17 protein-coding genes, 1 pseudogene and 1 riboswitch are annotated in these 22,356 nt (G+C 73.4%); of the genes and pseudogenes, 10 read left to right on the top strand and 8 right to left on the bottom strand.

Going from position 1 to position 22,356, the window contains the following annotated elements; all coding sequences use genetic code 11:
• Both ABZS42_RS11065 and cobN read right to left on the bottom strand, forming a co-directional pair.
• The coding region (locus tag ABZS42_RS11065) for an ATP-binding protein (protein ID WP_355143994.1) at positions 1-1,637 on the bottom strand (1,637 nt) is incomplete at its 3' end.
• Positions 1,634-5,302 (bottom strand): cobaltochelatase subunit CobN, encoded by a 3,669-nt coding sequence (gene cobN / locus ABZS42_RS11060; protein WP_355143992.1) that lies wholly within the window; start codon positions 5,300-5,302, stop codon positions 1,634-1,636. The genes cobN and ABZS42_RS11065, both read right to left, overlap by 4 nt.
• Before the next feature lie 337 nt (positions 5,303-5,639).
• Positions 5,640-5,769: riboswitch (cobalamin riboswitch) on the bottom strand.
• A 134-nt stretch (positions 5,770-5,903) separates the two neighbouring features.
• Here cobN and ABZS42_RS11055 point away from each other — a divergent pair.
• Positions 5,904-6,047: a hypothetical protein gene (locus ABZS42_RS11055; RefSeq protein WP_355143990.1), complete on the top strand. Its 144-nt coding sequence runs from the start codon at positions 5,904-5,906 to the stop codon at positions 6,045-6,047.
• Between the two features lie 67 nt (positions 6,048-6,114).
• On the opposite strand, the gene ABZS42_RS11050 is transcribed toward ABZS42_RS11055, so the two are convergent.
• Positions 6,115-6,450, bottom strand: a complete 336-nt coding sequence (locus tag ABZS42_RS11050; RefSeq protein ID WP_355143988.1) for a hypothetical protein — start codon at positions 6,448-6,450, stop codon at positions 6,115-6,117.
• A gap of 112 nt (positions 6,451-6,562) precedes the next feature.
• On the opposite strand from ABZS42_RS11050, the gene ABZS42_RS11045 reads away from it, so the two are divergent.
• Complete coding sequence (locus ABZS42_RS11045) at positions 6,563-7,246, top strand: hypothetical protein (protein ID WP_355143986.1); 684 nt, start codon at positions 6,563-6,565, stop codon at positions 7,244-7,246.
• Positions 7,247-7,467: 221 nt separating this feature from the next.
• Here ABZS42_RS11045 and ABZS42_RS11040 read toward each other — a convergent pair whose 3' ends face one another.
• On the bottom strand, positions 7,468-8,712 hold the full coding sequence (locus ABZS42_RS11040; RefSeq protein WP_355143984.1) for an MFS transporter: 1,245 nt from the start codon (positions 8,710-8,712) through the stop codon (positions 7,468-7,470).
• Positions 8,713-8,937: 225 nt separating this feature from the next.
• Between ABZS42_RS11040 and ABZS42_RS11035 the strand changes: the two genes are divergently transcribed.
• Positions 8,938-9,657 (top strand): phospholipase, encoded by a 720-nt coding sequence (locus ABZS42_RS11035; protein WP_355143982.1) that lies wholly within the window; start codon positions 8,938-8,940, stop codon positions 9,655-9,657.
• A gap of 91 nt (positions 9,658-9,748) precedes the next feature.
• Here ABZS42_RS11035 and ABZS42_RS11030 read toward each other — a convergent pair whose 3' ends face one another.
• Positions 9,749-10,891, bottom strand: a complete 1,143-nt coding sequence (locus ABZS42_RS11030) for an FUSC family protein (RefSeq protein ID WP_355143980.1) — start codon at positions 10,889-10,891, stop codon at positions 9,749-9,751.
• A gap of 199 nt (positions 10,892-11,090) precedes the next feature.
• Between ABZS42_RS11030 and ABZS42_RS11025 the strand changes: the two genes are divergently transcribed.
• Complete coding sequence (locus tag ABZS42_RS11025; protein ID WP_355143978.1) at positions 11,091-11,822, top strand: HD domain-containing protein; 732 nt, start codon at positions 11,091-11,093, stop codon at positions 11,820-11,822.
• 346 nt (positions 11,823-12,168) lie between these two features.
• Positions 12,169-13,131: a hypothetical protein gene (locus tag ABZS42_RS11020; protein WP_355143976.1), complete on the top strand. Its 963-nt coding sequence runs from the start codon at positions 12,169-12,171 to the stop codon at positions 13,129-13,131.
• Positions 13,132-13,188: 57 nt separating this feature from the next.
• On the opposite strand, the gene ABZS42_RS11015 is transcribed toward ABZS42_RS11020, so the two are convergent.
• A complete protein-coding gene (locus ABZS42_RS11015) occupies positions 13,189-14,637 on the bottom strand; it encodes a Gfo/Idh/MocA family oxidoreductase (protein ID WP_355143974.1) in 1,449 nt (482 codons plus the stop codon).
• Positions 14,638-14,876: 239 nt separating this feature from the next.
• Between ABZS42_RS11015 and ABZS42_RS11010 the strand changes: the two genes are divergently transcribed.
• Genes ABZS42_RS11010 through ABZS42_RS10995 form a run of 4 tightly spaced genes read left to right on the top strand, consistent with a single transcriptional unit; the run spans position 14,877 to position 18,422 of the window.
• A complete protein-coding gene (locus tag ABZS42_RS11010) occupies positions 14,877-15,755 on the top strand; it encodes a sugar isomerase (protein WP_355143972.1) in 879 nt (292 codons plus the stop codon).
• Positions 15,752-16,711, top strand: a complete 960-nt coding sequence (locus ABZS42_RS11005) for a 1-phosphofructokinase family hexose kinase (protein WP_355143970.1) — start codon at positions 15,752-15,754, stop codon at positions 16,709-16,711. Before ABZS42_RS11010 ends, ABZS42_RS11005 begins: the two co-directional genes overlap by 4 nt.
• Positions 16,711-17,595, top strand: coding sequence for a class II fructose-bisphosphate aldolase (locus ABZS42_RS11000; protein ID WP_355143969.1), 885 nt, complete (start codon positions 16,711-16,713; stop codon positions 17,593-17,595). The genes ABZS42_RS11005 and ABZS42_RS11000 overlap by 1 nt, the downstream gene beginning before the upstream one ends.
• Positions 17,592-18,422 carry a DeoR/GlpR family DNA-binding transcription regulator gene (locus ABZS42_RS10995; RefSeq protein WP_355143967.1) on the top strand — a complete coding sequence of 277 codons (831 nt, stop codon included), beginning with the start codon at positions 17,592-17,594 and terminating at the stop codon, positions 18,420-18,422. Before ABZS42_RS11000 ends, ABZS42_RS10995 begins: the two co-directional genes overlap by 4 nt.
• A gap of 43 nt (positions 18,423-18,465) precedes the next feature.
• On the opposite strand, the gene ABZS42_RS10990 is transcribed toward ABZS42_RS10995, so the two are convergent.
• Entirely contained in the window at positions 18,466-19,998 is a 1,533-nt protein-coding gene (locus tag ABZS42_RS10990) for a plasmid pRiA4b ORF-3 family protein (protein WP_355143965.1), read from the bottom strand.
• Positions 19,999-20,084: 86 nt separating this feature from the next.
• Here ABZS42_RS10990 and ABZS42_RS10985 point away from each other — a divergent pair.
• Positions 20,085-20,210 (top strand): annotated as a pseudogene (locus ABZS42_RS10985) (ArsR family transcriptional regulator); the annotation flags it as partial.
• 8 nt (positions 20,211-20,218) lie between these two features.
• Here ABZS42_RS10985 and ABZS42_RS10980 read toward each other — a convergent pair.
• Entirely contained in the window at positions 20,219-22,351 is a 2,133-nt protein-coding gene (locus ABZS42_RS10980) for a DEAD/DEAH box helicase (protein WP_355143963.1), read from the bottom strand.
• Between the last annotated feature and the right edge of the window lie 5 nt (positions 22,352-22,356).

Here is a 22,356-nt window from a genome sequence, read left to right as displayed (position 1 = left end):
CGGGCGTCGCCCACGAACAGCACCAGGTTGCCCCCGCGCCCCTCGCGCACCGCCTCGCCAAGGTCGGCCGGGTGCAGCCGCCGCGCCCCGGTGCGGCGGCCCCGGCCGACCTGGTGCGGGGCCGCCGCACGCAGGGTCGCCGGCAGGTGCAGCGCGCCCGGACGACCGGCCGGCAGCCGGGCGCCGGTGGTACGACCGCGTCCGGTGCGGGCGCGCGAACGCCGGCCGGGCACGCCGTCGCCGACGCCGGGCGCGGTGAGCAGGCGGGCCTTCAGGCCCGCGACCGGTGCGGCCGCCGGCTGACCGCCGGAGCGCGGGTCGCCGTCCGAGGTGCCGGTGCCGGTGGGATCCCCGGGCCCCGCGCCGTCCGCTGGGCCGGACCCGACGCTCGGGTCCCCGTCCCGTTGCGGCGCGGGCGGCTCGTTCCCGCCGTCCGCACGGGCCTCGGTCTGCCCGCCGGCCGGGTCGTGCCCGTCCCGGCCGGCCGGTCCGTCGCTGCCCGTCGGCCCGTTCGCGTCGCCCGGCGGACGCTCGTCGCCCGAGCCGCCACCGGGTCCGCCGCCGGACGGTCCGCCCTCGGGGCCACCGCCGGACGGGCCGCCCGGCGGGTCGTCGTCGGGATCGTCGTCGCCGGCGCGTTCGAGGGCCTCGTCGAGCCGTTTCTCGTCCAGCCCCGGCGTGTCGAACGGGTCGCGGCGCCGCCGATGCGGCAGTGCCAGCCGGGCGGCCGCGCGCACGTCCTCGACGCCGACCTGGTCGCGGCCGTGCCAGGCGGCGTGCGCGATCGCGGTACGCGCGGTGACGATGTCGGCCCGCATGCCGTCCACGTCGAACGCGGCGCAGACCTCGGCGATCTGCCGCAGCGCGGCGTCCGGCAGGCGTACCGCGCCGAGCCGCCGACGCGCCCCGGCCACCCGGCCGGCGATCTCCGCGTCCGTGTCGGCCCAGCGGGCGGCGAAGCCGGCCGGGTCGGCGTCGGCGGCGAGCCGGCGGCGGACCACCTCGGCCCGGATCGCCGGTTCGCGGCTCGCGGCCACCTCGACGGTGAGCCCGAACCGGTCGAGCAGCTGCGGACGCAGCTCCCCTTCCTCCGGGTTCATCGTGCCGACCAGCAGGAACCGGGCGGCGTGGCTGACCGAGACGCCTTCCCGCTCGACGTGGCTGCGCCCCATCGCGGCGGCGTCGAGCAGCAGGTCGACCAGATGGTCGTGGAGCAGGTTGACCTCGTCGACGTAGAGCACCCCGCGGTGCGCGGCGGCGAGCAGTCCCGGCTCGAAGGCACGCACACCCTCAGCGAGTGCCTTCTCCAGGTCCAGCGACCCGACCACCCGGTCCTCGGCGGCACCGACCGGCAGCTCCACCAGCCGCGCCGGTCGTCGCTCGGCAACGGCGTCGGTCGGGTGCGGACCGTCCGGGCAGCCCGGGTCGGGAGCGGCCGGGTCGCAGTGGAACCGGCAGCCGGCCACCTGGTCGACCGGGGGCAGCAGTGCGGCCAGCGCCCGCACCGCGGTGGACTTGGCGGTGCCCTTCTCGCCGCGTACCAGCACGCCGCCGATGGCCGGGCTGACCGCGTTGAGCAGCAGGGCCAGCCGCATGTCGTCCATGCCGAGCACGGCGCTGAACGGGAACGTGGTCATGCCCGGTCCTCCAGATCACCCTCGCTGGTCAGGTAGGTCTCCCGGAGCCGCTCCAGGGTGGCCGGGTCGGGTTCGGCCCAGAGTCCCCGGTCGGCGGCCTCCAACAACCGTTCGGTGATGCCGCGCAGCGCCCACGGGTTCGACTCGGTGAGGAACTCCCGGGTGGTCGGGTCGAAGACGTACGCGGCGGCGAGCTGCTCGTACATCCAGTCGTCGACCACACCTGCGGTCGCGTCGTAGCCGAACAGGTAGTCCACGGTGGCGGCCAGCTCGAACGCGCCCTTGTAACCGTGCCGGCGCATCGCGGCGATCCACCTCGGATTCACCACCCGGGCCCGGAACACCCGGCGGGTCTCCTCGCCCAACGTCCGGGTACGCACGTCGTGCGGCATCGCCGAGTCGCCCACGTATGCGGCCGGTGCGGCGCCGGTGAGGTGACGCACCATCGCCACCATTCCGCCGTGGTACTGGAAGTAGTCGTCGGAGTCGACGATGTCGTGCTCGCGGGTGTCCTGGTTCTTCACCGCGACCGCGATACGGGCGAAGGAGCGTTCCATGTCGACCCGCGCCTCCCGCCCGTCCAGCCCCCGGCCGTACGCGTACCCGCCCCAGACCGCGTACACCTCGGCCAGGTCGGCGTCGCTGCGCCAGTTCCGGGCGTCGATCAACGGCAGCAGGCCCGCCCCGTACGCCCCGGGTTTGGAGCCGAAGATGCGGGCGGTGGCCCGGCGCTCGTCGCCGTGCTCGGCCACGTCGGCGGCGACGTGGGCGCGGACGAAGTTGTGCTCGTGCGGCTCGTCGAGGGCGGCGACCTGCCGGACCGCGTCGTCGAGCAGGGCGACCACGTGCGGGAAGGCGTCCCGGAAGAACCCGGAGATCCGCACGGTGACGTCGACCCGGGGGCGGCCCAGTTCGGCCAGCGGCACCACCTCGACCCCGGTGACCCGGCGGGAACGGTCGTCCCAGGTGGGGCGGCAGCCGATCAGCGCGAGTACCTCGGCGATGTCGTCGCCCTGGGTACGCATGGCGCTGGTGCCCCAGACGGTGAGCCCGACCGAACGCGGGTACTCGCCGGTGTCGGCGAGGTGCCGCGCCAGCAGCGAGTCCGCGAGGGCCACCCCGACGTCCCAGGCGTTGCGGCTGGGGATGGCTTTCGGGTCGACGGAGTAGAAGTTGCGCCCGGTGGGCAGCACGTTGACCAGGCCACGCGTCGGCGAGCCGGAGGGCCCGGGCGGCACGAACCGGCCCGCCAGGGCGGCCAGGGTGTGCGCCAGTTCGTCGGTGGTCCGGTCGAGCCGGGGCACCAGCTCGGTGGCGGCGAAGCGCAGCAGGGCGGTCACGTCCGGCAGGTCTCGCGCGGTGACCTCCGCGACCGTCGCGTCGACCTTCTCGGCGTCCCAGCCGAGGGTCTCCATGCCGGCGACGAGCCGGCGGGCGAGGGCCTCGATGAGGTCGACCGCGTCGGCGGCGGTGACGGCCGGCCCGGCCACCGTGTCGGTCAGCGCGGCGGGAACGTCCAGCCGTTCGCCCGGCGCGGCGAGCAACTCCGCCTCGTCCAGCCCGTAGCCTGCGGCCAGGGCCTGCCGCAGCCCGGGCAGGGCACGACTGCCGCCCCACACCTGCGGCGCCCGCAGCACGGCGAGGACCAGGTTCACCCGGACGTCGCCGGCCGGCACGGCGGCGAGCACGTGCAGACCGTCGCGGATCTGCACATCCTTGACCTCGCAGAGGTACCCGTCGAGGTGGAGCACGAAGTCGTCGAAGTCCTCGGCCGTGGGCATCTGTTCGGTGTGCAGGTCGTGGTGCAGCTCGGCGGCGCGCACGAGCTGCCAGATCTGCGCCTGCACGGTCGGCACCTTGGCCGGGTCGAGAGCCTGCACGGTCGCGTACTCGTCGAGCAGCTGCTCCAGTTTCGCCAGGTCGCCGTACGTCTCGGCCCGCGCCATCGGCGGTACCAGGTGGTCCACGACCACCGCGTGCGCGCGGCGCTTGGCCTGCGTACCCTCCCCGGGGTCGTTGACGATGAACGGGTAGACCAGCGGCAGGTCGCCGAGGACGGCGTCCGGGGCACAGTCTGCGGCCAGCCCGAGGCCCTTGCCGGGCAGCCACTCGAGGGTGCCGTGCTTGCCGAGGTGCACCACCGCGTCGGCCCCGAAGCCACCGTCGGTGGGCGGGGCGGCCAGCCACCGGTACGCGGCCAGGTAGTGGTGGCTGGGCGGCAGGTCGGGGTCGTGGTAGATGGCGATCGGGTTCTCGCCGAAGCCGCGCGGTGGCTGGATCAGGAGCACCACGTTGCCGAAGCGCAGCCCGGCCAGGACGACGTCACCGCCGTCGGTGTACAGCTCGCCGGGCGGCTCGCCCCAGTGCGTACGCATCCGTTCGCGCAGCGGCGTCGGCACCTCGTCGAACCAGCGTCGGTAGACCTCGCCGGGCACCCGCGCCTCGGCGGCGGCGAGCTGCTCGGGGGTGAGCCACTCGACGTCGTGGCCACCGTTGGCGATCAGGGCGTGGATCAGGGCGTCGCCGTCGTCCGGCGGTGGCGCGTCGCCCAGGTCGTAGCCGGCGTCGGCCAGCGCCGCCAGCAGCTTCACGGCTGAGGCGGGGGTGTCCAGGCCGACGGCGTTGCCGACCCGGGAGTGCTTCGTCGGGTACGAGCTGAGCACGATCGCGAGACGCTTGTCGGCGTTCGGCAGCCGGCACAGCCGGGCCTGCCGCACCGCGATGCCGGCGACCCGGGCGGCACGTTCCGGGTCGGCGGCGTAGACGGAGAGGCCGTCGGCGTCGATCTGCTTGAACGAGAACGGCACGGTGATGATCCGGCCGTCGAACTCCGGGACGGCCACCTGCATGGCGGCGTCCAGCGGGGTCAGCCCGGCGTCGGAGCCGGCCCACTGCTCCCGGGTGCTGGTGAGCAGCAACGCCTGCACCACCGGTACGTCGAGCGTGGCGAGCGCGCCGACGTCCCAGGCGTCCTCGTCGCCGCCGGCGGAGGCGTCCGCGGCCACCGCGCCGCCGGCCGCGAGCACAGTGACGAGCAGCGTGTCGCAGCGGGCGAGCAGCGCCAACGGTCCGGCGCCCTCGGTCAGGCCACGCAGCGATCCGCAGTAGACGGGCAGCGCGTTGGCGCCGGCCGCCTCCACCGCGTCGGCGAGCGTGTCCACGAAGGCGGTGTTGCCGGCGAGCGCGTGCGCCCGGTAGAAGACGATGCCGACGGTCGGCCGGCCCGGGTCGGTGGCCCGGTCGCCGTGGACGCCGTACGCCGGGGTGGGCGCGGGCGGCGCGAAACCCTCGCCGGTGAGCAGCATCGTGTCGGAGAGGAACCGGGCCAGCTGGGCGAGGTTCTCCGGGCCGCCCTCGACCAGGTACGCCAGGGACTGCGTCACCACTCCGGCGGGCAGGGTGGAGGCCGCCATCAGCTCCGCGTCCGGCGTCGGCTCGCCACTCAGCACGACCGTCGGCACACCGGAGGCGAGCACCGCGGCCAGGCCGTCCGGCCACGCCGGCCGGCCGCCGAGCAGCCGTACGACGGCGACGTCGACGCCGTCGAGCAGCGCGGGCACGGACTCGGCGTCGACGCGGGCCGGGTTGGCCAGCCGGTAGTCGGCGCCGCTGGCGCGGGCGGCGAGCAGGTCGGTGTCGGAGGTGGAGAGCAACAGGGTACGCACGGATGACTCCGGAGAGTGACGCCCGGTCGCCGTAGTGACGGTCGGGCTGAGGGGTGGTTGGCACGGGGCTCAGCGGAGGCGGCGAGCCGGCCGGGGCCGGCGGTTCACCGTCGACGTGGCGTAATGGTCAACCGGCGCGCGAGGGTGTGCCGACCGATGCTCCGATGTGGCCGGTCGGCGTGGCGATGCCGGGATGGGTGGCGCGCCGGGCACGATGCGGCGGGGGCGCGCTGATGGTTGCGCGCCGGTCACGGCGATCGCCGCCGGCGCTGTGGACGCGGTGCGTCATCGGGTCCTCCTCGGGTTTCCACGCCCTGGGGTCACATCCCGACGGCCGAAGTATCCTGGCTCCCGGATCGACGCTCACCCCCGGCCTTCCAACCGTGCACGCACGGCCGTGACTCACGAGGGGGGATCACTCCCCGGTGACAGTGGCGGGACCGCGCCGGAATCGCACCGGCTTCCTTCACTGCCGTCAGGCCGCGAATGCTGCCACACCGGTCCCGGCCGGTCAACGCCACCCCGACGAGGCGACCAGCGCCGGATTGCTCCCCGAGCGCCGCCGAGGGCGGGGCCAGCGCGTAAGGTCGCCATCATCGGCATGCGGTTCCAGCACCTCGCCGGACGGGTGTGGCTCTGCCCCGGAGATCCGGACCCGGCGGCCGTCCAGGCCGGCGTCGCAGTGGTGGCCGACGAACACGGCAGTGTGATGATCGGTACGTCTCCAGCCACGGCGAGCCGATGACCCTGGCGCAGGCCCGCTCCGCGGCGAGCGCCGACTGATCGGTGCCGACCGGCCCCGGAGCCCGCCGTCAGCGGAGCCGGCGCTCGGGGTGGGCCCGGTTCCAGACGCGCATCCGCTCCGGGTAGCCGGTTCGGGCGGCCTCGTACAGCGGGACGGCGTGCCGCCGCGCGATGGCCGCCGCCGCGCGGGGCGATCCGGTACGGCGGCGGATCCACTCCCCGTCGTAGGCGACCGCCACCACTGTGGTGTCGGTCGCGGTGGTCTCCGGCTCCAGGTAGAACTCGACGCCGCGGCGGCTGGCGATGAACGCCTCCAGCGCGGCTAGGTCGTCCCGGGTCGCCTCCCGGTCGAGCTTCGTCGGGGTCCCGTCAGCGGCCCGGGGCCGCCGGTTGAACCAGCCCATGCCCGGCTCCTCTCCCTCGGCGTCCCTCCAGTTCAGCACCACTACCTGTCAATACCCTGCGAGCCCGATGGGAGGACGCTGGCCGCCGTGGGCAGGCGGTTAGAGTCGGGCGGTGTCCGGAGACCGGGCGTCGGCGGCCCGGAACAACGCCGAGTGGTGCGACATCGTCGGCGCGGCTCACGGCCTGCCCGGCCGCACCGACGCTGACGCCTGGTCGGTGCCGCGCCGCTCCCCGCGCTGGTACCCGGACGCGGTCACCCTGCGGTCCGGCGTCGCCGCCGAGTCGCTGCTGGGCCGGATCGACCCGGGGCCGGGCGCGTCGGTCAAGGACAGCTTCGCCGACCTCGACCTGCGACCGTACGGCTTCCGGGTGCTCTTCACCGCCGACTGGATCCACCGGGCGGCCGCTGACCGGGCGACCGATCCGACGGGTGAGTCGGGATCGCAGCTGACCCTGGTCGGCACGCCGGACGAGCTGGCCACCTGGGCGGCGGCCCACGGCGGCGGTGAGCTGTTCCGCCCGGCGCTGCTGGACGACCCCCGGGTCACCGTGCTCGCCCGGTACAGCGACGACGGCACGGTCACCGGCGGCGCGGTGCTCAACCGCAGCGGCGCGGTGACCGGCGTGTCGAACGTGTTCAACGTCGCCGACGACGTATCGCCGATCTGGGCGGGGCTCCGCGCCGCCACGGACGGTGCCACGTTGGTGGGCTACGAGGCCGGCGACGACCTCGCCCCGGCGCTGCGGGTCGGTTTCCGCACGGCCGGGCCGCTGCGGGTCTGGGTACACGACTGACCCGCACCGGCCCGCCCGCGCCTCCGACGCCATTTCCCCGACAACGGTGATATCTGAGAGGCATATTCATGCCTCTCAGATATCACCGTCACGCGCATCCTTCGGACCGAACGCGGCCACCCTCACCGGCGTCCCCCCGGACCAGACGCACCCACCCTCACCCGCCTGCGGCGCCGAGCGGTGTGGCCGGCCGCAGCCGGAGTCGGGCCGGACCGCCCGGGTCAGGCCGCGACGGTCGGGCGGGGCTTGCGCATCACCGGGACCAGCGCCAGCGCCGGCACGAGCAGCAGCGGCACCACGAGCAGCGCGTGCAGGATGCCGACCCGGTCGCCGAGCATGCCGAGCAGCGGCGGCCCGCCGAGGAACGCCGTGTAGCCGATCACCGCGACGACGCTGACCCGTACGGCCGCCTTCTCCTCCTCGTCCGCGGCGGCGCTCATGCCCACCGGGAAGCCCAGCGACGCCCCGATGCCCCAGAGCGCGACCCCGACGATGGCCACCGGCCCGGAACCGGCGAGGACCGCGAGGACGGCCCCTACCGCCGCGAGCAGGATCGCCACGATCAGCACCCGCACACGGCCCCACCGGTCGAGGGCGATCGTGCCGACGGTGCGCCCGAACGTCATGCCCACCACGAAGACGCCGAAGACCGCGGCGCCGGCCGCCTCGCTGAGGTCGTGGCCGTCCACGAAGGCCACCGCGAGCCAGTCGTTGGCGCTGCCCTCGGTGAACGCCATCACCAGCACCAGCAGGCCGATGAGAAGGGTTCGCGGCTCCCGCCACACGGCGAGCAGGGTACGGCGCCGGGCCGCCGGGCCGGCCTGCGTCGCGGCGCCGACTCCGGTCTCCACCGCCGGCAGGAAGAGCCCGGCGGCGTACAGCGTGCCGGCCAGCACCAGCACCGCGATCACGGCGAGGTGCGCGCCGACCGGAACGTCGAGCCGCGCGGCGCCGGCGCCGAGGCCCGCCCCGGCCACCGAACCGAGGCTCCAGGCGGCGTGGAAGCGGGGCAGGATCGTGCGGCCCAACCGCCGCTCGACCGCCGCGCCTTCGACGTTCATGGCCACGTCGCAGGTGCCGGAGCCGTAGCCGAAGGCGAACAGGCCGACCGCGACGCCGAGCGCCGAACCGGTCAGGCCGGCGGCCAGTCCCGCCCAGGCGAGGCCGAGCGCCACCACGAGGGTGGCCAGCCGTACCGACCGGGCGGTGCCGAGCCGCTGGGTCAGCAGCCCGGCGGTGGGCATCGCGAGCAGCGCGCCCGCCGAGACGGCCAGCAGGAGCAGCCCGAGGCGTCCGGCGCTGAGCCCCAGTTCCTCGCGGGCGGCGGGCACTCGGGAGAACCAGGTGGCCACGGCAAGACCGTTGAGGGTGAACACGATGGCCACCCCGTTGCGCGCGGCCCGCACCACCCGGGGCACCGCCGACGTGGTCGCCGGATCGGCGGGGGATGCGGTGGCGGCACTCACGGGAGCCTTTCCCTTCCATCGGACGGCGTCTCGGCTCGATCGCACACCTGAGAACGCTCTCACCACAAGCCCGTTCCGACCGTACCGCCCGTCATACCCGCAAGGGAGCCCCGTGATCGTTGCCGGCGGAGCGGCAACGGGGCCGAGGCGGCGGGGCGGGCGGTTAATCGGCAACCCGGCGGGTAACCGGCGCGCACATCCGCCGACAGCGAGGAGCGGTGACCCGTGTCCGAACCCGCGCCGCCGCACCGGCAGCCGGAGGAGATCCACCGGCACGGTCGGCTCACCGCCCGACCCGGCCTGCCGGTCGGTCCGGCCACCATCGGCCTGATCCCGATGACCGACGCCGACGGCAGGCCGCTCGCGCTGCTGTACGCCCCGGCGCGGTCCGAGGACCGGCCGTACCGGCTGGTGGTGATCATGCACGGAGCCGGCGGGTCGGCACGCCAGGGGCTGGACCTGCTGCTACCCGTCGCGGACGCGCACCACCTGCTGCTGCTCGCGCCGCAGGCCGCGGCGAGCAGCTGGGACCTCATCGCCGAGGGGTTCGGGACCGACGTACGCCGCATCGACGGTCTGCTGGCGTCCGTCTTCGCCGGTTACCCGGTCCAGGACGTGGTGCTCGGCGGTTTCTCCGACGGCGCGTCGTACGCTCTCTCGCTGGGGTTGACCAACGGCGACCTGGTCGCCGGCGTGGTGGCCTTCTCCCCCGGTTTCTCGGCGCCGCTGGTCACGCACGGCCGGCCGCGGGTGTTCGTCTCGCACGGCGTCGACGACCGGGTGCTTCCGGTGGACGTGTGCAGCCGCCGGTTCGTACCTCGCCTGCGCGAACTCGGCTACGACGTCACCTACCAGGAGTTCCCCGGCGGCCACGAGGTCCCCGAGGAGATCCGCGCCGCCGCCGCCGATTGGCTGACCCCTCACCACCCCCACCGGACGGGTTGATCATGAAGTTATTGCCCTCGACCACGGCGTGTCCCGGCAATAACTACATGATCAATGGGGCAAGGAGGGGGGCAAGGACGGGGTGGGTGGGTCAGACCGGGGGGAGGCCGATGGCCTCGTCGACGCGCCCGAGGAGGGTGCGGTCGTCGTCGGCGCTGACGCCACGGAGCAGGTCGATGGCGGTCGCGCGGACCTGTCCGATGATCATCACAAGGGGCAGGGATCGGCCGGGGGTGAAGAGACCACCGGCGGTGCGTACGGCGACGAGCGCCGCGCGGTCGGCCCGCGCGGCGTGCCGGTCGGCGACCTCGTCGCGTCCCTCGAGGTCGGCGGCGAGCGCCTCTCCGGCCGCGCGGACCGCCGCAGCCAACGAGCGCAGCGCCACCCCCAGATCGGCCGGCACCGCCGTGGGCTGGCGGGCGAGCGTCACCCCGGCCCGGGCGAGCACCCGGACGTTGCGTACGGCGAAGTCGACCTGCCGGATCGAGGTGTCCACCGAGCGCAGCCGGCCGATGTGCCGACGGCGGCGCAGGTGCAGCCAGAGCGCCTCGCCGGCGGCGAGCACGCCTTCGCGCAGCCGATCCACCCGGGCGTCCATCTCGCGGGCATGGCCCAGCGCGGCTCGCGCGGCCGGCTCGTCGTGCCGGTTCAGCGCGTCGGCGATGTCGGTGAGCAGCCCGGCCATCTCCTCGAACGTGCCGCGGACCTCGGCGACCAGCGGAGCCATCGGATGACGGGCGTCGACCAGTTGGCTGGCGGCCAGCGCGATCCCGCCGCCGATCAGCGCGTCGACGAACCGGAACGGCACGAGCCCCTCGGCCGGCGGCGCGACGACCACCAGGTAGAGGGCGGAGACGGCGGCCTGCACCAGGCTCACCCCGGTCGCGCCGACCGCCGCGGCGAGGACGACGGTGAGCAGGATGACGGTGAAGACCGTCCCGGTACTGCCTCGACCGAGGGCCTGGATCACCAGGTCGGCGACGAGCACGCCACCGGCCACCCCGAGCACCACCTCGACGGCCCGGCGCAACCGCTGCCCTCGGGCCTGACCGAGAACGATCAGGGCGGCGGCGGGCGCGAAGAACGGCTCCGGGTGCCCGAGCAGCCGGGTGGCGAAGATCCAGGCGACCGTGGCGGCCAGGGTCGCCTCGACCACCGGCCGCCAGCCGTGGCGCAGCCGCTCGGCGGCCACCCGCAACCAGCCCATCCGGACCATCACCGTCCCCTCACCCACGCCTGTACACCGACACCTGATCGTCCATCAACCGGACGGCGACCGCCCACCGGCCGCGCCGGCACGCCACGGTGGCTGCGGCGCAGCTCACCAGGCGGCAATGGCGCAGCGGCGGTCCGGTCCGGCCATGGTCACCGCCGACCCCCCGCCACGGCGCTGCGGGACAGCCCGCCCGGTGATGATCGGCTATAAGTGACGCATGGATTTCCCGCCGTACCTGGGCAGCATGCCGATGCACGCGATCACCGAGATCCACGGTGAGCCGGGCCTGCTGGAGCGCTTCCGGTTGGAGATCCGGTCCTTCGACGAGACGGCTCAGCAGCGGTTGACCGCCGCCCTGGATCTCGCCGCCGAGCTGCACCGCGACGACCGCCGGGTCCGCGAGCCGTACCTGAACCACCTCCTGCGGGTGGCGATCCGGATGATGCACCACTACCAGGTGCGGGACGTCGACGTGATCGTGGCGGGGCTGCTGCACGACACGGTCGAGGACCATCCGGCCGAGCTGGCCGGCGACGTCGCCGCCGGCGACGACCTCACTCCCGCGGCGCTGGCGACGCTCGCCGCCCGGTTCGGGCCGCGGGTCGCCCGCCTGGTCGCCGCGGTCACCAATCCGCAGTACGACCCGACGCGCGACCGCGACGAGCAGTACCGCGAGCACGTGGCCGCCAGCCTCGACCGGGATCCCTGGGCACGGGTGATCAAGGTGTCAGACTTCACCGACAACGGGGTGGGTGTGATCCACACGGTGGGGCCGAAGGTGGAGTCCTCCGCCCGCAAGTACCGGCCGCTGGTCCCGGTCTACCGGGAGCTGGTCACGCGACCCGACACTCCCCTGTCGACCGAGGTGAAGGCGCACATCCTGGGCCAGCTCGACCTGGCCGAGGAGCGGTTCAGCGCGATCCTGGACCAGCCCGCCCACCACCACTGACGCGCAGACCTGCCGTTGCGTTCGGCGCTCGCATCGCGCCCGATGCCGCCGCCCAACGCTGCCGCCCGCCTGAACCCGGCCCGTCGGGTCCGGTCGGCACCATCAGCGGGTCCTGCCGAGCTGCCCCGAATTCGGGGGCAGCCACGATCAACTCGCCTTCACTGATGTCGGGGTCTCCCCGGCCGCGGGACACGACGTCAAGGATCCGAGTCGATCACCGCTGTTCCCGAGTCGGTCACCGCGGATCGACCGTTGTTCACCTTGAGGACGGAACCCCCACCGAGCGGGTCGGCGGCCCGGCTCCGTTCGGCGCGAGCTTCCCGACCACCGCGTTGGAAGGGGTGACATGACAGACGCCCCCAACCCGGAACCGGCGCCCGGCGACCGGTGGCGGCGGGCCACCGCGAGCGCGCTCGACCGGAGCCGCCGGACGGGCGCCCGCGCCGGGAAGTGGCTGGCGCAGCGCTGGCGGCAGACCGTCGCCCTGCTGCGGGGCTTGGAACCCACGGCGGCGTACGCGCCCCTGCCCCCGGCCGCGCCCGTGCGGCTGATCCAACGTCGGGACGCGGAGATCATCGTGCCCGCGGAGGGTTACATCTACGCGTTCGTCATCCGGGCCAGTTTCGCCTGGTCCGCCGAGGGTCTGCGGCCGGAGTCGCTCAGCTGGCACGCGCAGCGCCTTCAGCCGGTCGCCGTGCAGCAGCTCACCCGCCTCGCCGCGGACCTCGCCCGGACCACCGCACCGCAGCAGGCCGGCAAGCTCGAGGTGGATCTCCAGCGGGCGATCGGCGAGGCAAACTGGACCTGGCCTCACGCCGACGGGACCGTGACCGGCAGACCGGACGCCTGGGTACGGCTCGACGAGCGGGTCCAGCAGGCGCTGCTGCCCTACTCGCAACGTCTGGTCACCCTCGAATCCGAGTACGAGCTGCACCTCGCGCGGGCCCGCAGCGCGCAGCAGCTCGCCCAACGCTGGGCGGCCGTTCTGCGCGAGTACGCCGACACCGCCACCGAGGCCGGTCCGCAGACGCAGGAGGGGCTGGTCGACGCGGCCCGAAGGATGATGGGCCTGCAACGCATCGCCGCGCAGTGGATCGAGGATCTGCTCGCCGAACGACCTCGCGCCGGCAACTGGTTCGACCAGTTGCCGCCGCCCGTGCCGGAACCGCCTCCGGAACCGCGCCGGCCCCGCGACGCGCGCCAAGCACCCCGCGACACGCCCCGTGACGTGCCCCGGCAGCCCGCACCCCCACCGGCGGCAACACAGAGCGACGCCGCGGCCGACGGCGATCCGACCGTCCAGACGTGATCGCGTACGGCCGGGTGCCGCGCCGCCCAGCGGACGGCGCGGCGCCAGCAGGCCGGCTCAGCCGTTCTTCAACCACGGGTCCTCGGGCTTCGGCCGATCGAACGTGGGCCGCGCCCGCTGCCAGTGCCCACGGGTGAAGTCGGGCATCTTGACCGGGCGCATCCGGCCGGTCTTGAGCGACTCGTGACTGAGCGGGATCACGGAGCACCAGGCCGCCGAGTCGTACACGTCGATGTCGGGGGTCATGCCGAGGCGCATCAGCTGGACGAGACGCCAGATGGAGACGAAGTCCCCGCCGCCGTGACCGCCGTACTGGTCGGCCAGTTCCTCCAGGGTGGGCCAGAGCCAGTGGTCGTGCTGCCGCAGGATGGCGTTGTACTCGTTGCCCGTCCGCCAGGTGTGGTTGTCGTGACCGAGCGACTCCAGGTAGACCCGGGAGTTGTCCAGCTCGATCGAGCCTCGGGTGCCGGTGAGGGTGGTCTCGCGGCTGTACGGGTGCGGTGAGTTCACGTCGTGCTCGACGCGGATGAACCGGCCGCTGGTGGTGGTGAGGAAACAGGTGTGCCGGTCACCGGAGATGTAGGGCCGGTCGTCCCAGGACGAGTGGTCGGGCTCGACCCGCGGATCCTCGGAGCGGAACAGGGCGAGCGCCTTGGGCACGGACGCCACGGCCAGCAGCTCCTCGAACCGGTCGCCGCGGTTGATGCCCAGGGCGGCCGAGACCGGCCCCAGGCCGTGCATCGGGTAGTGCAGCGCGTTCATCCGGGTCTGCCAGCGACGCCGCCAGTGCTCGGGGTGGTAGGCGCCGCCGAACAGGTAGGGCCAACGCAGGTCGTGGACGTAGCCGCCGGAGGCGTGCTGCAGGTCGCCGAAGATCCCCTGCCGGGCCATGTTGAACATCGCCATCTCGGGCCGGAAGTAGTTGACGTTCTCCAGCAGCATGCAGTGCTTGCGGGTGCGCTCCGAGGTCCGGACCAGGTCCCAGATGTCGTCGAGCTGCGGGGCGATCGGCAGTTCCACGGCGACGTGCTTGCCGTGTTCCATGGCCGCCTTGGCCATCGGGTGGTGCCACTCCCAGGGAGTGGCGATGTAGACGAGATCGATGTCGTCGCGCCGGACGAGGTTGAGGAAGTCCTCCTCGCCGTCGGAGTAGCCGACGGGAGGCTTGTCCTGGAAGCCCTGCTGCATGATCCGGCTGATCGTCCGCTCGACCCGGTCGGGGCGGATGTCGCAGACGGCGGTGACGGTGGCGACCGCGGCGAACCGGCGGTCCTGGTCGCCGCCGCGGTTGCCGAGACCGATGAGCCCGACGCGGACCTGTTCGAAGCCCTCGAACGGTACGTCGACCATGCTCTTCTCGCCGCGGCCGCGGGGCGGTTCGTGTGCCCCCGGGTCGGCGTCGGCGGGGGCGCCCACGGCGCCGGTGAGACCGGCTGCGGCGCCCAGCACGGCACCGGACCGGAGCAGGTCACGGCGGGACGGATTGAACTGGGCTGGCGGGGTCACGTGATCACTCCCTACCTGAAGGGGACCTGATCGAACTTGCCTGCTTGCGTCGTTCAGTGAGCAGTGTCGATCAGACAGGCATCGATGGCAAGGGGTGGTCTGCCACCTTCGGCAGGACCTGACTGGATCAGAATTCATGGATTGCCACGCTTGAGGCTGACCGTTTACGCTCGGATGGCCGCCAGATCGCGCGATTTCGCGCCGGGCGAGATGCGCCGTGGGCAGCGGTTCGGAGCGCCATGACACACGTCGAGCAGGAGATCGCCAGCCAGCCCCGATGCTGGCAACGAGCAGCCGCGCAGGCCGCGACTCTCGCCGGGCGGTTGCCACGCCCCGGCGAACGGGTCGCCGTCGTCGGCTGCGGCACGTCGTGGTTCATCGCCATGGCGTACGCCGGGCTCCGCGAAGGAGCCGGTCTCGGCGAGACCGACGCGTACCCGGCGTCGGAGTTCCCGGCGCGGCGAAGCTACGACCGGGTGCTGGTGATCAGCCGCTCCGGCACGACCACCGAGGTGCTGGACGTGCTGCGCGCCGTCCGGGGCCGTACACCCAGCTCCGGCGTGCTCGGCGATCCCCGGTCGCCGGCGGTGCCCCTGGTGGACGAACCGCTCTGCCTGCCGTACGCCGACGAGAAGTCCGTGGTGCAGACCCGGTTCGCGACGACCACGCTGGCGATGCTGCGGGCCCACCTCGGCCAGGACCTCGACCAGGCGGTACGCGACGCGACAGAGGCCCTGACCGCTCCCCTGCCGCTGGATCCCGCGGCGCTGGAGCAGGTCACGTTCCTCGGCCGGGACTGGACGGTCGGCCTCGCGCACGAGGCGGCGCTCAAGTGCCGCGAAGCCGCCGGCTTCTGGGCCGAGGCGTACCCGGCGATGGACTACCGGCACGGCCCGATCGCCGTGGCCGGACCCGGCCGCGCGGTATGGGGCTTCGGAGCGGTACCGGCCGGACTTCCCGAGCAGGTGTCCGCCACCGGGGCCACCTTCGTGCACAGCGAGCGCGACCCGATGGCGGAGCTGGTGCGCGCGCAGCGACTCGCCGTCGCCCTGGCCGCCCGACGGGGGCTTGACCCGGACGAGCCTCGCCACCTGACCCGTTCGGTGATCCTGACGTGAGCGGCGAGGGCGAGGGCGCGGGCAGCGAGACGCCGGCCGGACGGATCCTCACCGTCACCCTCAACGCGGCGCTGGACGTGACGTACCACGTGCCCACCCTGACGCCCGGCGCCACCCACCGGGTGGCCAGGGTGGACGAACGAGCGGGCGGCAAGGGCGTCAACGTCGCCCGCCTGCTGCACACCCTCGACGTCCCCGTTGTGGCCACCGGCCTGGCCGGCGGCGCGTGCGGCACACGGATCCGGTCCCTGCTGGCCGACGAGGGGGTGCCGGAGCGGTTCGTGCCGATCGTGGCCGAGTCCCGGCGCACCGTGGTCGTCGCGGAGCCGAATTCGGCGACGGGACTGTGGGAACCCGGGCCGACGGTCACCCCGGACGAGTGGGACGCCTTCCGCACCCGGTTCACCGACCTCGTACGCGGCGTAGCGGCGGTGGTGCTCTCCGGCTCCCTGCCCGGCGGGGTGCCGGTCGACGCGTACCGGACACTCATCGAGGCGGCCCGGCGCGCCGGCGCGCGGACCGTGCTGGACAGCAGCGGGGAGGCGTTGCGCCACGGTCTGGACGCCCGCCCGGACCTCGTCAAACCGAACGCCGAGGAGCTCGCCGGCCTCGTCGGGGACGCACCGCCCCGGCCGGCCGCCGCGCTCGACGCGGTACGCGCGCTCGACGCCCGTACCGTCGTCGCCTCGTTCGGCCCGCAAGGGCTGCTCGCCGTGACCGGCGAGGGCGCCTGGCACGCGTACGTGCCGCGGCCGGTGGCCGGCAACCCGACCGGCGCCGGAGACGCCTGCGTCGCCGCGCTGACCCGTGGTCTGCTCCGGCAGCGCCCCTGGCCGGAACGGCTCGCCGAGGCGGTCGCGCTGTCGGCCGCCGCGGTCCGGGCGCCGGTGGCGGGAAGCGTGGACCTGTCCGACTACCGGCAGCTGCGCCGGTCCGTGATCGTCAAGGAGATGTGATGCCACTCGTCCCGACCGGACAGGTCGTCGCCGCGGGACCGGTCTGCGCGTTCAACGTGATAACCCTGGAGCACGCCGAGGCGATCGTCGCCGGTGCGGAGGCCGCCGGTCGGCCCGTCGTGCTCCAGGTCAGCGAGAACGCCGTTCGGTTCCACCGTCGGCTCGCACCGATCGCCGCCGCGACGCGGGCCGTCGCGGCGAGCGCCTCCGTCGACGTGGCGCTGCACCTCGACCACGTCGTCTCCGCCGACCTGTGGCGCGAGGCGCCGGAGCACGGCTTCGGCTCGGTGATGATCGACGCCTCCCGGCTGCCGTACCAGGAGAACGTCGCGGCCACTCGGGCCGCGGCCGAGTTCGCCCATGCACACGGGCTCTGGGTCGAGGCCGAGCTGGGCACGGTCGGCGGGAAGGACGGCGAGCCTCCGGTCGACCCGCACGCCCCCGGCGCCCGTACCGAACCGGCCGAGGCCGCGTCGTACGTGGCGCAGACCGCTGTGGACGCGCTCGCGGTCGCGGTCGGCTCCGCGCACGCCATGACCGTACGCAGCGCCATGCTGGACCACGATCTGATCGAGCGGCTGCGGGCGGCGGTCGCGGTGCCGCTGGTGCTGCACGGCTCGTCCGGGGTTCCCGACGCGGAGCTGCGCCGGGCCGTCGCCGGCGGCATCGGCAAGGTGAACATCGGTACGGCGTTGAACGTGGCCCTCACCGGCAGCGTGCGCCGCACCCTGGACGTACACCCGGAAATGGTCGACCCGCGACGCTGGCTGGCACCGGCCCGGGAGGCAATGGCCGAGTGCGTGGCGCGCTTCTGCCGGGTGGTGTCCGGCGACGCGGCGGCCGGGGCGGACAGCGGCCTGGCGTCGACGGGGGCAGCGCCGTGACCTCGACCGAGACCACGCCGGGGGCCGCCGCGGGAGGGATGGCCGACCGGTCCCGCCGGTTGCAGGCGCTGCTGGAGATCCTGGCCGCGCGGGGCGGGCGGCTCTCCGTCGCCGAGGGCGCGGCCGCCCTACAGGTCTCCGAAGCGACCGTCCGCCGTGACTTCACGGCCCTCGCCGAGCAGCAGCTGGTGACCCGCACCCACGGCGGGATCGTGGCCAGCTCGGTCGCGTACGACCTGCCGGTGCGCTACCGGCACCGCGGGGACCGCAGCACCAAGGAACGCATCGCGGCGACCGCCGCCGGGCTCGTCGAACCGGGCAGCGTCGTCGGGTTGAACGGCGGCACCACGACCTCGGCCACCGCCCGGCACCTCGCGGCCCGGCCCGAGCTGGCGCAGGCCACCAACCGGCCGGCCCTGACGGTGGTGACCAACGCCTTGAACATCGCCACCGAGATGGTGCTCCGGCCGTCCGTGCGCACCGTCATCCTCGGCGGGGTCGCGCTGCCTCAGTCGTACGAGCTGACCGGGCCGTTGACCAGCATGGTGATGCGGTCGCTCTGGCTGGACGTGCTCTTCCTCGGCGTCGACGGGTTCTCCGCGGACGGAACGTCGTGCCACGACGAGAGCGAGGCGGGCATCGACGCGCTGATGGTCAGCCGCGCCCGCCAGGTGGTGGTCGTGGCCGGCTCGGAGAAACTGGGCCGGCACTCCTTCGCCAAGATCTGCGACGCGTCCGCGGTGCACACCCTGGTCACCGACGACGCCGCCGACGAGCGGATCGTGGCGGACCTCCGCACCGCCGGCGTAACGGTTCTCCTGGCTTGACCCGCGGCCGCTTCACACGAAGGCGGATCAGAGGGCACGGGGGTCACCGTCGCCGGCGTAGGGCGGCGGTCACCGCCTCGGGGTCGAAGCTGGCCGGGTCGACGCTGGTCGGGTCGTCCAGGTCCAGCCAGTCCAGCCGGTCGCGGTGCTCGGGATGGGTGGGATCGCCCAGAATCTCCACCAGCTCGGCGTATCCCCACACACCGCCGCAATCCTCCGGCGGCGCCGCGCGGCGCCCGCCGACACAGCGCGGATACGCCACCGACGGGTCCCGGTCGAGCGCCTTCTCGACGAGGATGTCGTGTTCCCAGTTGTCGCCGAAGTCGTAGGTGTACCGCAGCTTGTCGCCAGCGGTCGGCGCGACCTGCTCCAGGGTGACCCGCGACGCGGCGCGGTGACCGAGGTCGGCGTCGGGGCGGCCGAAGCTGCCGTACGGGGTCTCGAACACGTGCAAATGGCTGTCGGTCCAGCCGAAGGCGACCTGGATGATCCCGTGCAGCCGGGCGAGGCTGATGTCCGCGGGCACCTCGAGGCGCCGCCAGATCGGCGGGCGGGCACCGCGCAAACCCACCTTGATCTGGTAGATGGGGGCCGGTCCGTCGGACTTCTTTCGCTTCGCGGGCAGAGCGGCAGGGCGCCGGGGAGCGGGCAGGCCACGACCCCGTCCCGGCGGGCTCAGGAGATTCAGCAGCTCGGAGAGGGAGGCGGCATCCAGCTCGCCGTCGTGACCGTGGCCCCGGCGGCGCCGGGGCGCGGGAAGCGTACGCATCCAGCTGCGCAGCAGCAGGGCCAGCGCCGGGTAGCCGGGGCCGTCCTCCTCGAGGACCTCGGTTGGATCCTCGGCATCACGATCGTGGTCGGCGCGGATGTCCATCGCCTCTTCCACGGCCGCCCGGAAGTCGACGGGCCGCAGCTTCTCCTCGGTGACGTCGACCCCGCCGGCACGCAGGTCGAACAGGAGCGCCTCATGCGCCTCATCCCACTGATCACCGTCGATCAGGATGATGTCGCGAGCGGCTCCGCAGTCGAGTTCGTCGACTCTGACGACGACCACGTGGGAGCGCTCTGCCCGGTGGAACCAGCCCACCAGCATGAACGTCCCGCCCGCCGGGTCGACGAAGCGGCGGCAGTCCTGCACCGTCCCGGCGGCGTCCAGCTCCGCGACCCAGGCCGGGACGGTGACGCGGGCGAGTCTTCCGGCCGCCTCCGTCGCGGCGCGGCTCACCTCGCCATCGGCGACGGCGGCGATCCCCGCCAGCATCGCCCGCGCCGCCGGGACGGCTTGCGCCTCGAACGTCGGCACGAACAGCTCCCGCAACGCCCGGTCGAAGTCGTCGCCGACGGCGCCCCCGATCGCGAGGAACATCGAGGCCGCGATCTCCAGGTCGAGCGGCTCCTGCATGGCGTCGAGGTCGACCGCATCGGAGGCCAGGCCGCGGGCCTCCTCTGGTGTGAGTTGCCCGCCGGCGCAGTACGGGCAGTCACACTCCTCGGGCTCGCCGACGACGAGTGGTGCCCCGCCGCGCACTGATCGCTTCTTGGTGGTGCGGCGCCGGCCACGGCTCACTGGACTCACGTGGCACAGTCTGCCGCATCCCGCCGCGCCGACATCGACGGCGCACCCGATGATCACAAGCCGTGCCACGGAGGAGCCCGCCGGCCGGCACGGTGTCCGAACACCTGACGGTGTTACGCGACGCGGGTCTGGTGGTCGGCGAGCGGCACCGCCGCGAGGTCCGTTACCGCCGGACCCCGCTGGGCACCGCCCTCGTCGACCGGAACGTGTGACGGCCCGCTCAGTCGCCGATCAGGTGGGACATGCGGGCCTGCTCGGCGAGTACGGCCTCGGCGCCCGGGATGTCGGCAAGCCGGGCCGCCAGGGTGGCCACCGCCAGTCGTTCCGGCAGCGCTTCGCTGAACTTGAGGCCCGCCAGCGCCTTCGGGTTGACGTCGGGAAGGCAGATCCGCTCTGAGGCGTCGGCCAACGACTGACGCAGGATCTCCCGATCAAGATCGGGTCGCAGGCGGATCGAGGCATCGTCGTACCGCTGGTTGGGGTCGGCGATGTCACTGACGCTGGAAATCACTGTCGCGTTGGCCCGGTAGCCGGCCCAGGTCCACCACCGCAGGTCCCCGTCCTTGCCCCGGACGACCAGGGTGCCTCCGGGGTGAACAAGCGCCTCGAACTCCTGCCGGAGGCTGGCGAGCCTCGTCTGGGCACGACCGGTCAGGGCGACTGGTGGATCCACGCCGAGCAGCACTTCCCGCATCGCGCGAACCATCCGGAACGACAAGCCCTGCGGTGTGCCGCCGGTCATCCAGAGTGCCTTGCCCCCTCCGTCAGCGGGCTCGACGAAGCATCGACGGCGCTTCCAGTCGATGTAGGTGACCCGCCAGCTTTGGCCGGCAAGCAGGAGCAGGCGTGGGCCCTCGACCTTCGCGGTCAACAGCGCGGGGTCAGTACGACCAATCTCGGTGCGGCCGGACAACACGGTGAACTGCGGCGGCGCGGTGAAGACTGCCAGCATGTCCATGAAGTGCCGCCGCCCGAACCGCAACTCAGCCTCCGGCCCGATGAACAGCATTCCTGAGTCCTGGTCGAGGTAGCCGCGATCGACAAGGCCACGCACGATCACCTCGGCGCTCTTGTCGAACGGCGCGAGCCCGTTCCACTCCCCCGGCCACAGCTGGTCTCCGACCCGATGCTGCTGCAGGGACAGCGCGAGCATCTGCTGCGCGACGATGTGCCTCGGTTCGGGCGGCGGCACGACGGCCTCGACCCAGCCCTGTGCCCAAAGATGAAGCAGTCCGGCGGCGTGCAGCAGCCCTTCGCCGTCCAGCGCGAGGAAGAGGCAGTTCCGGGTGCTGCCCGGTCGCCGGCCGGTGCGACCGATCCGCTGCAGGAAGGAGGCGACGGTGCGTGGGGCGTCGATCTGGATGACCCGGTCGAGGTCCCCGACGTCGATGCCCAGTTCGAGCGTGCTGGTGGCGACGATGACGCAGTCCCGCTCTTGTGCGAATGCCTCCTCCGCGCGCCGCCGCTCCTCGACCGAGAGCGAGGCGTGGGAGAGAAACGTCGTCACGTTGAGCGCACGCAGCCGCTGGCCGAGGTCCTCGACCAGTGCCCGGGAGTCGCAGAACACCAGCCGCTTCTCGCCCCGGTGCAGCGCTGCGATCACCTTGGCCGCGTTGTGCACGGACCCGACGTAGTCCAACTCGACGTCACCCGCGGGACGGGGCGTCGGCGCGGCGGTAACCGGCGCCTCGAAGCCAGGTGCCACCACGCGCGCCGGTCGCTGATCCCGGCCCGAGCCCTGCAGCCAACTCAACAGCTCGTCGGGATTCCCGACGGTGGCGGAGAGGCCGATCCGCTGCACGGGCCGACCCGCCACCCGGGAGAGACGTTCCAGGACCGCCAGCAGATGCCAACCCCGATCGTCACCGGCGAACGCATGCACCTCGTCCACCACGATCGCCCGCACCTGGCTGAAGAACTCGTCGTGATCGACGGCAGCGCTGACCAGCATCGACTCAAGCGACTCGGGCGTGGTGAGCAGGACGTCGGGTCGCTCGCGGAGGATCTTCCGCCGCCTTCCCATCGTCACGTCGCCGTGCCAGAGCGCCGCGCGACGACCCAGCCACCCGGTGTAGGTCTCAAGACGGGGCAGCAGGTTGTTGAGCAGTGCCTTCAGCGGGCACACGTACAGGACGGACGTGCCCGACCAGTTCTCCTGCCCCATTTGGGAGAGCAGCGGGAACATCGCCGCCTCGGTCTTACCTCCGGCGGTGGGTGCCAGCAGCAGAGCGTCTTCGCCATCGAGCAGCGGGCGCACAGCCGCGTCCTGCAGCGGCCGCAGCGCCGGCCACTGCAACGTGTTGACCACGTGGTGCAGGACGACCGGATGCAGCAGCTCCGCTCCATTCGTCATGGCCG

The organism is Micromonospora sp. NPDC005367 (assembly GCF_040606825.1).
Taxonomy (GTDB): domain Bacteria; phylum Actinomycetota; class Actinomycetes; order Mycobacteriales; family Micromonosporaceae; genus Micromonospora.
Note: the sequence above shows the minus strand (reverse complement) of the source record. Positions and strands in the feature narration are given on the sequence as shown.

Coding starts and splice junctions, on each gene's coding strand:
- ABZS42_RS11025 (WP_355143978.1), top strand. CDS start 11,091: ATGGATTTCCCGCCGTACCTGGGCAGCATGCCGATGCACGCGATCACC.
- ABZS42_RS11020 (WP_355143976.1), top strand. CDS start 12,169: ATGACAGACGCCCCCAACCCGGAACCGGCGCCCGGCGACCGGTGGCGG.
- ABZS42_RS10980 (WP_355143963.1), bottom strand. CDS start 22,351: ATGACGAATGGAGCGGAGCTGCTGCATCCGGTCGTCCTGCACCACGTG.
- ABZS42_RS11000 (WP_355143969.1), top strand. CDS start 16,711: ATGCCACTCGTCCCGACCGGACAGGTCGTCGCCGCGGGACCGGTCTGC.
- ABZS42_RS11050 (WP_355143988.1), bottom strand. CDS start 6,450: ATGGGCTGGTTCAACCGGCGGCCCCGGGCCGCTGACGGGACCCCGACG.
- ABZS42_RS11010 (WP_355143972.1), top strand. CDS start 14,877: ATGACACACGTCGAGCAGGAGATCGCCAGCCAGCCCCGATGCTGGCAA.
- ABZS42_RS11055 (WP_355143990.1), top strand. CDS start 5,904: ATGCGGTTCCAGCACCTCGCCGGACGGGTGTGGCTCTGCCCCGGAGAT.